The following is a 9,010-nucleotide window of genomic DNA, read 5'->3' on the forward strand; positions in this document are numbered from 1 at the left end:
CGGCGAGCACGACTGGTGCCGGTGGCAGCGCCATCGCCGGCGCCGGCGGCGATGGCGGCATCGGAACCACTTCGGACGGCGGGGCCGGCGGCCGAGGCGGTGAGGCGAGTCTCAGTAACGCCGCCAACACGAACAATGTCACCGCTGGCGCGGGTGGCGCCGGAGGCGATGGCGCCGTCAACGGCGGCAAGGGCGGATCCGGCGGGACAGCAGACAACTCCGGCTCGGGAAGCGCCACCGGCGGCGCTGGCGGGGACGCCGGGTCCGGCGCAGCGGGCGGGGTCGGCGGCACCGGCGGTAGCGCGTTGGCCCGCGGGACCAACAACGCCACCTCTATCGCCACCGGCGGTAAAGGCGGCAACGGCGGCGATAGCTCGGGGGCAGGCGTCAACGGCGGTGCCGGCGGCGACGGCGGCAGCGTCTTCGCGGCCCTGTTTCCAGCTAATGTCAACCCCGGGCTCGGCGGATTAGGTGGGGCCCCCGGATCCGGCGGTGTTGCCGGCGCTAACGGTGCCCCCGGCGGCACCGGACCGATTTAGCCAGCCGCCTGCTAGGGATGCGGCGGCTGTCGGTTGGCTCATCGGTATGAGGGCTGCCGATTCTTCGGGGACGGTCGGGCTCTGGGAGAATTGCCGGTGTGGCCGTTACGCCGATATCCCTGAAGCCGGGCGTGCTTGCCGAGGCCGTGATCGACCTGGGCGCTATCGAGCACAACGTGCGGGTGCTGCGCGAGCACGCCGGGCGCGCCCAGGTGATGGCCGTCGTCAAGGCCGACGGCTACGGCCACGGTGCCACCAGGGTCGCCCAGGCCGCGTTGGCTGCGGGCGCGGCTGAACTCGGGGTGGCCACCGTCGATGAGGCGCTGAAGCTGCGCGCTGACGGGATTAATGCGCCGGTGCTGGCCTGGCTGCACCCGCCTGGCTTCGACTTCGCGTCCGCGCTGGCCGGCGACGTGCAGATCGCGGTTTCCTCGGTGCGCCAACTCGAGGAGTTACTAATTGCGGTGCGTCGCACCGGTAGGCAGGCCAGCGTCACCGTCAAGGTCGACACTGGGCTCAACCGCAACGGCGTGGCCTCGGCGGAGTACCCAGCCATGGTGACCGCGCTGCGTCAGGCCGCCGCCGACGAGACCATCCGGCTGCGGGGGCTGATGTCGCACCTGGTCTTCGCCGACGCACCGGAGGCGCCCATCAATGACGTTCAGGCGCAGCGGTTTCGGGACATGCTGGCCTACGCCGACGACCAAGGGGTGCGGTTCGAGGTGGCGCACCTCTCGAATTCCTCGGCAACGATGGCCCGTCCAGACCTGACGTTCGACCTGGTGCGGCCGGGCATCGCGGTATACGGGCTGAGCCCGGTGCCTCAGCTTGGCGACCTGGGCCTGGTGCCGGCTATGACAGTGAAATGTGCTGTTGCACTGGTGAAATCGGTTGGCGCCGGACAAGGCGTGTCCTACGCTCACACCTGGGTGGCGCCGCACGACACCACGGTGGCGCTGCTGCCGATCGGCTACGCCGACGGGGTATTTCGGTCGCTGGGCGGGCGCTTGGAAGTGTTGATCAATGGTCGTCGGCGACCTGGCGTGGGCCGGATCTGCATGGATCAGCTCGTTGTCGATCTCGGGCCCGGCCGGGTCGACGCGGCCGAAGGCGATGAGGCGATTCTGTTTGGGCCCGGCACCCGCGGAGAGCCCACCGCACACGACTGGGCCGACTGGCTCGGCACCATCCACTATGAAGTAGTCACCAGCCCGCGCGGGCGAATCACCAGGACCTACCGCGAGGCCGGGAACCGTTGAGTCCGAGCGAAAGCCAGAAGGCCAGGGCCTGGCATGCCGGAGGCGCCGGGTTGACCGCGGTCGCCACGATCGTCGGCGCCTCGGCCCGCCGGTCACTGGCCGAACGTCGCAGCATCACCGAAGATCCTTACGCTGGTGAGGATTTCGAGCGGCTGGACAGCGATCGCGCACTCGTGGTGACCACCCCCGACGGGGTGCCGTTGGCGGTGCGTGAAGCCGGGCCTACCACTGCGCCGGTAACCGTGGTGTTCGCCCACGGCTTCTGCTTGCGTATGGGTGCCTTTCACTTTCAGCGGATGCGGCTCGGCGAGCGGTGGGGCCCGCGGGCGCGGATGATCTTCTACGACCAGCGTGGGCACGGTCAGTCCGGTGAAGCCGCGCCCGAAACCTACACGCTGACCCAGCTCGGCCAGGACTTGGAGACGGTGCTGCAAGCGACCGCGCCGCGCGGGCCGATTGTGCTGGTCGGTCATTCGATGGGCGGCATGACTGTGCTGTCGCATGCCCGCCAGTTCCCCGAGCAGTATGGTCGCCGGATCGTCGGGGCGGCGGTGATCTCGTCGGCCGCCGAAGGGGTGACGCGCTCGCCGCTGGGCGAGTTCTTGAAAAACCCGGCCTTGGAAGCCGTGCGGTTTACCGCCCGCTCGGCGCCGAAGCTGGCCCACCGTGGCCGTCACGTGTCGCGGTCGCTGATCGGCCCGATCCTGCGCGCGGCGTCCTACAGCGACTTGCAGGTCAGCCGGAGCCTGGACGCGTTCTCACAGCGGATGATGACCGACACCCCAATCGCCACCATGGTGGAGTTTCTACACGCCCTGGAGGTGCACGACGAAACCGCCGGGTTGTGGACGTTGCTCAAGGTGCCGACCCTGATCGCGTGCGGGGACCACGATCTGCTGACTCCGGACGAATACTCACAGAAGATGGCGGACTCGCTGCCACTGTCCGAACTGGTCATTGTCGCCGGAGCCAGTCACCTGGCGCTGTTGGACAAGCCCGATCCCATCAACGAGGGTCTGCTCCGCCTGGTCGGTCGCGCCGTTCCGGGCGCAATGACGCTGCGGTATAGGCGATTTCGGGAACGGTGGGGGCGTCGTGGCTGAGCAGCAGACGTTGGAGCACGTCGCGGACACCGTGGCGCTGGGATCGCGGTTGGGTGAGCAGTTGCGGGCCGGCGACGTGGTGATCCTGTCCGGGCCGCTCGGCGCTGGAAAGACCGTGCTGGCCCAGGGCATTGCCGCGGCAATGAAAGTAGACGGGCCGGTCACCTCGCCAACGTATGTGCTGGCGCGGGTGCATCCGGCGCGCCGCTGCGGCGCGCCGGCGTTGATTCACGTCGACGTCTACCGCTTGCTTGATCAGCACGGTGCGGACCTGCTAGGTGAACTCGACGCCCTGGACCTCGACACCGATCTCGACGACGCCGTCGTGGTGGTGGAGTGGGGCGAGGGTCTGGCCGAACGCCTCTGCGAGCGCCACCTCGATGTCCGGTTGGAGCGAGTCAGCCACTCCGATGTGCGGATCGCGACCTGGCAATGGGTTTGCTCATGACACTCATCCTCGCCATCGACACCTCCACCCCGGCAGTGACAGCGGGCGTGGTAAGGCGCGACGGCGCCGATTTCGCCGCCCTGGCCGAGCGGGTCACTGTCGGCGCCCGGGCGCACGCCGAACGGTTGACGCCGAATGTCCTTGCCGCGCTGGCTGATGCGGCCCTAACGATGGCCGACATTGACGCCGTGGTGGTGGGCTGCGGTCCCGGACCGTTTACCGGTCTGCGGGTCGGCATGGCCACAGCCGCCGCCTATGGGCATGCGCTGGAAATTCCAGTACACGGGGTGTGCAGCCTGGACGCCATCGGCGGCTTAACCACCGGTGACACGCTGGTTGTCACCGACGCTCGTCGTCGCGAGATCTATTGGGCTCGTTACCACGACGGCATCCGCACCGACGGTCCGGCGGTGAGCGCCCCGGCCGACGTCGACCCCGGCTCCGCGCAAGCCGTCGCCGGCTCGCCCGAGCACGCGGCGTGCTTCGACCTGCCATGGTGTGAGCCGGTTTATCCGACGCCAGTCGGCCTGGTGCGCGCGGTGCCGATGGGGGCGGAGGCGGCCCGAGGAGGAGCCGCGTCAGCTGCCGCGGCGGTGATCGAGTGGGCGGAGAACCCGCCGCCGCTGGTGGCGCTCTATCTGCGCCGGCCGGATGCCAAGCCGCTGGCGGCCCGCACATGATCGCCGGTAACAATGCGGAGCGCAGCGATGAGATGGGGGGACCTCGCGCTTGCGGAGGAGACAGGCGCAAGCCGACCGCCCACATCGACCCGGTCACCGTGGGTGCGCTCACTCTCGCGGACGCCAACCGGTGCGCCGAACTGGAAGCGCAATTGTTCGACGGCGACGACCCGTGGCCCGTCGTGGCGTTCGAACGTGAACTGGCCAGCGCGCGCAACCACTATGTGGGCGCGCGTTGTGGCGGCACGCTGGTCGGTTATGGCGGCATATCCCGGTTGGGCCGCACCCCGCCCTTCGAGTACGAGGTGCACACGATCGGCGTGGATCGGCCTTACCAGGGACACGGCATCGGCCGCCGGCTGCTCAACGAGCTGCTCGAGTTTGCCGGCGGTGGTGTCGTGTTCCTGGAAGTCCGCACCGACAATGAAGTCGCGCTTGCTCTGTATCGCAGCCTGGGTTTTGAGCAGATCGGTCTGCGCCGGCGCTATTACCGCGTCAGTGGCGCCGACGCATACACGATGCGCAGGAGTGCCCGGTGACCAACATCTTGGCTATCGAAACTTCCTGTGACGAAACCGGTGTCGGTATCGCGCGCCTCGACCCCGACGGCACCGTGACACTGTTGGCCGACGAGGTGGCATCCAGCGTCGAAGAGCATGTGCGATTCGGCGGCGTGGTGCCCGAGATCGCCTCCCGCGCTCATCTGGAGGCATTGGGTCCCGCGATGCGCCGGGCCCTGACCGCGGCCGGCATAAAACGACCTGACGTCGTCGCGGCCACCATCGGACCCGGCCTGGCCGGTGCCCTCATGGTGGGAGTGGCTGCGGCCAAAGCGTATTCGGCTGCCTGGGGTGTGCCGTTCTACGCTGTCAACCACTTGGGCGGGCACTTGGCAGCCGATGTGTACGAGCACGGCCCACTGCCCGAGTGCGTGGCGCTGCTGGTCTCCGGCGGGCATACCCACCTGTTGCACGTGCTTTCGCTGGGCGCGCCGATCATCGAGCTGGGCAGCACCGTCGACGACGCGGCCGGGGAGGCCTACGACAAGGTAGCGCGGCTGTTGGGTCTCGGTTATCCGGGCGGTAAGGTGCTTGACGACCTCGCCCGCACCGGCGACCGCGACGCCGCGGAGATCCCCGTGTTCCCTCGCGGGATGAGCGGGCCCGCCGACGACCGGTACGCGTTCAGCTTCTCCGGGCTCAAGACCGCGGTTGCCCGGTATCTGGAGAGTCATCCGCAGTTTCGGCCCGCGGATGTCGCGGCCGGATTCCAGGAGGCCGTCGCTGACGTGCTGACCAAGAAGGCGGTGCGCGCAGCCACCGAACTTGAAGTCTCGGTGCTGCTGATCGCGGGAGGAGTGGCCGCGAATTCTCGGCTGCGTGAGCTGGCCACCCAGCGCTGCGCCGAGGCTGGCCTGACGTTGCGCATCCCCAGGCCGCGGCTGTGCACCGACAACGGCGCCATGATCGCCGCATTCGCCGCACATCTGGTGGCTGCCGATGCGGCGCCGTCGCCGTTGGACGTGCCGAGTGACCCCGGTCTACCGGTGGTAGTCGGGCAGGTCGGTTAGGCGCGCTGCGCCGAAATCGCCGTCATGGTTGTGGTTGGTGAGCGGATCACGACCGTCGCGGCAATCTCGGCGTGGCCGCCGTCAAGACGCCAACACGCGGAAGCACCGGGGTGCCCTTGAGTGCTAGCACTCTCATGTATAGAGTGCTAGGTGGCAGTCGGACGACCCTGCGCCGGCACCCGCGACGACGGCGCGAGGGCACGGACGAATGCCGAATCACCTGGTAATTCGGACGGTTCCGGGGCTCGCCCCGGACCGGCCGCCAACTCCGGTCCGGGCGAGAAGTTCCGGACCCGCTACCAACACAGTCCGAGGCGAAGGCCCCGGATCCGATCAAGTAAGTGGAGGGCTCCAATCGTGGCGAAGGTGAACATCAAGCCACTCGAGGACAAGATTCTCGTGCAGGCCAACGAGGCCGAGACCACGACCGCATCCGGTCTGGTCATTCCCGACACCGCCAAGGAGAAGCCCCAGGAGGGCACCGTCGTCGCAGTCGGTCCGGGCCGCTGGGACGAGGATGGCGAGAAGCGAATCCCGTTGGACGTGTCCGAAGGTGACACCGTCATCTACAGCAAGTACGGCGGCACCGAGATCAAGTACAACGGCGAGGAGTACTTGATCCTGTCGGCACGCGACGTGCTGGCTGTCGTATCCAAGTAACAGAACCGTGTACCGCCCCGGCGATCCCCGTGCATCAACCACGGGCGATTGCCGGGGCGGCATGCGTTAGGGCGAAGGAGCCTGATGAGCAAGCTTATTGAGTACGACGAAGTGGCGCGCCGCGCTTTGGAGGCCGGTGTGGACAAGCTCGCTGGCGCCGTGCGGGTGACGCTGGGACCGGGTGGTCGGCATGTGGTGCTGGCAAAGTCGTTCGGTGGTCCCACGATCACCAACGATGGCGTTACCGTCGCGCGTGAGATCGATCTGGAAGACCCGTTCGAGAACTTGGGTGCCCAGTTGGTGAAGTCGGTGGCCACCAAGACCAACGACGTTGCCGGTGACGGCACCACCACCGCGACCGTGCTGGCCCAAGCTCTGGTCAAGGCCGGACTGCGCTTAGTCGCCGCCGGCGTCAACCCGATCGCGCTCGGCGCGGGGATCGGCAAGGCGGCCGACGCGGTGTCCGAAGCGCTGCTGGCGTCGGCCACGCCGGTATCGGGGAAAGAGGCTATTGCGCAGGTTGCGACGGTCTCCTCGCGCGACGCGCACATCGGCGAACTGGTCGGCGAGGCCATGGCCAAGGTCGGCCATGACGGCGTGGTCAGCGTCGAGGAGTCCTCGACGATGGGCACCGAGCTGGAGTTCACCGAAGGCGTCGGCTTCGACAAGGGCTACTTGTCGGCCTACTTCGTGACCGACTTCGATGCCCAGGAGGCCGTGCTCGACGACCCATTGATCCTGCTGCATCAGGACAAGATCAGCTCGCTGCCCGATCTGCTGCCCTTGCTGGAAAAGGTTGCCGGATCGGGTAAGCCGCTGCTGATCATCGCCGAGGACGTCGAAGGTGAGGCGCTGGCTACGCTGGTCGTCAACTCCATCCGCAAGACGCTGAAAGCGGTCGCGGTGAAATCGCCGTACTTCGGCGACCGGCGCAAGGCGTTTCTGCAGGATCTGGCGGCGGTAACCGGTGCTGAGGTGGTCACCCCTGACGCCGGCCTGCTGCTGCGGGAGATTGGCTTGGAGGTGATGGGTTCGGCTCGTCGGGTCGTGGTCGGCAAGGACGACACCATCATCGTCGACGGCGGTGGCCCCCCGGAGGCCGTCGAGGCGCGAGTCAACCTGCTGCGTGCCGAGATCGAAAACAGCGACTCTGACTGGGATCGCGAGAAGTTGGGCGAGCGGCTGGCCAAGCTGGCCGGCGGGGTGGCCGTTATCACCGTGGGTGCGGCCACCGAGACCGAGCTCAAGGAACGCAAGGAGAGCGTTGAGGATGCCGTTGCGGCCGCCAAGGCGGCCGTCGAGGAGGGCATCGTCGCCGGGGGCGGGTCCGCACTCATCCAGGCCCGCAAAGCGCTGACGGAGTTGCGTGCGTCGCTGTCGGGTGACGAGGCGGTCGGCGTCGACGTATTTTCCGAAGCGCTGGCCGCTCCGCTGTACTGGATTGCCACCAACGCCGGGCTCGACGGGGCGGTCGTAGTCAGCAAGGTCAGCGAACTGCCCGCCGGGCAGGGGCTGAACGCAGCCACCCTGACCTACGGCGACTTGGCCGCTGATGGCGTCGTCGACCCGGTCAAGGTGACCAGGTCCGCGGTGCTCAACGCCGCGTCGGTGGCGCGGATGGTGCTGACCACCGAGACGGCGGTGGTCGACAAGCCTGCCAAAGCCGACGACCACGGCGATCACCACGGTCACGCACACTAGGAAAGCACGAAGCGCCCCCGGCCTTACTAGCCGGGGCGTTTCGTATTGCCACTGCCGCGACGTGAATCGAACTCAACGCGTGCTCGCGCTGGATTAGTTTGGCGTCGATGACGCACTCGTCGATCACGCCGGGGATGGCGACAGAAACGCGACGACCTGGCACAGCGATTCAGGGGAGGTCGCAATCTCGCCCAGGTATGGATGCGACATTTCCGCGATGACGAACAGGACGCTTGCGATCAACACGCCCATCGCGGCCACCATCATGTGGTTGAAGGCGGACTGCGTGCCGCCGAAGATAATCCCGCTGCCCAGCAGCATGGTGCCTATTACGAAGTTAACTGCCCATAACGGAAAGGGCGGGCCAGTGGCAGTGCGGGCCAAGGTTATTCGTTCTGTGCGTGCCGCACTCATTTTGTCGAGGTTATTCAGAGAAATGGCAAGGAACTTCGACTGTACATCGTTGCGCGGCTGGACTTCTTGGTATGCGGTGTAAAGGGCGTGCAGGACCATTTCTGCTTCCGGCTGGGTCTGACCGCTCGCGACCAGTGGCCACTCGGCTACGGCGGCGCGTTCGTATTCCAATAGGCGCTGCCGAATCCGGTCGCTGTCGGCCTCGTCGAATACGGTGAGGCTCTTGGCCTGCTGCATTCCGGTCGAACCCTCAACCGCTGCCCTGGCATCGGCAGCATTGATCTGACCCCACAACGCGTTAATCATGAAACCACTCAAGAAGGCGTAGAGGACTGCGATCACGGTGAAGACGAATCGCATGACTTCGTTGTGTGTGTCCCCCTTCAGCCCTGGAAACCGATTCCGAACATACCTTTGGATCAGTACTGCTCCACCGGATATAAGGACGATCAGTCCGGGCAGCAAAAGCCATGACGGGACGTCTTTCAACAGCCAGGCGGTCACAAGCTGCAGCCTTCACATTGAACTTGGCAAATCCCGGTAGGAGTCGTCATCACGCCGGGCGCAGCTACACGGGCTTTGGGCTCTAAGCACATTCTCGGCGTTTGCGTCGCATCCCCCATATCGATCGCTGTC

At 66.8% G+C, this 9,010-nt stretch carries 9 protein-coding genes and 1 pseudogene; 9 read left to right on the plus strand and 1 reads right to left on the minus strand.

All coding sequences use genetic code 11. The features are described from left to right. The 9 genes and pseudogenes from F0Q45_RS28015 to groL all read left to right on the plus strand — a co-directional run. Positions 1 to 539: pseudogene (locus F0Q45_RS28015) on the plus strand (PE family protein); the annotation flags it as partial. A gap of 98 nt (positions 540 to 637) precedes the next feature. Beyond that, a complete protein-coding gene (gene alr, locus F0Q45_RS21975) occupies positions 638 to 1,798 on the plus strand; it encodes an alanine racemase (protein WP_149655939.1) in 1,161 nt (386 codons plus the stop codon). Positions 1,799 to 1,848: 50 nt separating this feature from the next. Further along, positions 1,849 to 2,901, plus strand: coding sequence for an alpha/beta fold hydrolase (locus F0Q45_RS21980; protein ID WP_373425058.1), 1,053 nt, complete (start codon positions 1,849 to 1,851; stop codon positions 2,899 to 2,901). Beyond that, entirely contained in the window at positions 2,864 to 3,349 is a 486-nt protein-coding gene (gene tsaE / locus F0Q45_RS21985; RefSeq protein ID WP_188113094.1) for a tRNA (adenosine(37)-N6)-threonylcarbamoyltransferase complex ATPase subunit type 1 TsaE, read from the plus strand. The genes F0Q45_RS21980 and tsaE overlap by 38 nt, the downstream gene beginning before the upstream one ends. Then, on the plus strand, positions 3,346 to 4,029 hold the full coding sequence (gene tsaB / locus F0Q45_RS21990) for a tRNA (adenosine(37)-N6)-threonylcarbamoyltransferase complex dimerization subunit type 1 TsaB (RefSeq protein WP_149655942.1): 684 nt from the start codon (positions 3,346 to 3,348) through the stop codon (positions 4,027 to 4,029). The genes tsaE and tsaB overlap by 4 nt, the downstream gene beginning before the upstream one ends. Positions 4,030 to 4,061: 32 nt before the next feature. Continuing rightward, the gene (gene rimI, locus F0Q45_RS21995) at positions 4,062 to 4,568 is read left to right on the plus strand and encodes a ribosomal protein S18-alanine N-acetyltransferase (protein ID WP_149655946.1); all 507 of its coding nucleotides are present in this window, start codon (positions 4,062 to 4,064) and stop codon (positions 4,566 to 4,568) included. Continuing rightward, positions 4,565 to 5,599 carry a tRNA (adenosine(37)-N6)-threonylcarbamoyltransferase complex transferase subunit TsaD gene (gene tsaD, locus F0Q45_RS22000; RefSeq protein ID WP_149655943.1) on the plus strand — a complete coding sequence of 345 codons (1,035 nt, stop codon included), beginning with the start codon at positions 4,565 to 4,567 and terminating at the stop codon, positions 5,597 to 5,599. The genes rimI and tsaD overlap by 4 nt, the downstream gene beginning before the upstream one ends. 357 nt (positions 5,600 to 5,956) lie before the next feature. After that, positions 5,957 to 6,259, plus strand: a complete 303-nt coding sequence (gene groES / locus F0Q45_RS22005) for a co-chaperone GroES (RefSeq protein ID WP_007167930.1) — start codon at positions 5,957 to 5,959, stop codon at positions 6,257 to 6,259. 84 nt (positions 6,260 to 6,343) lie between these two features. Beyond that, positions 6,344 to 7,960, plus strand: a complete 1,617-nt coding sequence (gene groL, locus F0Q45_RS22010) for a chaperonin GroEL (protein ID WP_149655944.1) — start codon at positions 6,344 to 6,346, stop codon at positions 7,958 to 7,960. 123 nt (positions 7,961 to 8,083) lie between these two features. Here groL and F0Q45_RS22015 read toward each other — a convergent pair whose 3' ends face one another. Beyond that, positions 8,084 to 8,878: a bestrophin-like domain gene (locus tag F0Q45_RS22015; RefSeq protein WP_262491110.1), complete on the minus strand. Its 795-nt coding sequence runs from the start codon at positions 8,876 to 8,878 to the stop codon at positions 8,084 to 8,086. Positions 8,879 to 9,010 lie beyond the last annotated feature (132 nt).

The sequence above is a fragment of the Mycobacterium simiae genome (assembly GCF_008370645.1).
GTDB classification, from domain to species: domain Bacteria; phylum Actinomycetota; class Actinomycetes; order Mycobacteriales; family Mycobacteriaceae; genus Mycobacterium; species Mycobacterium simiae_A.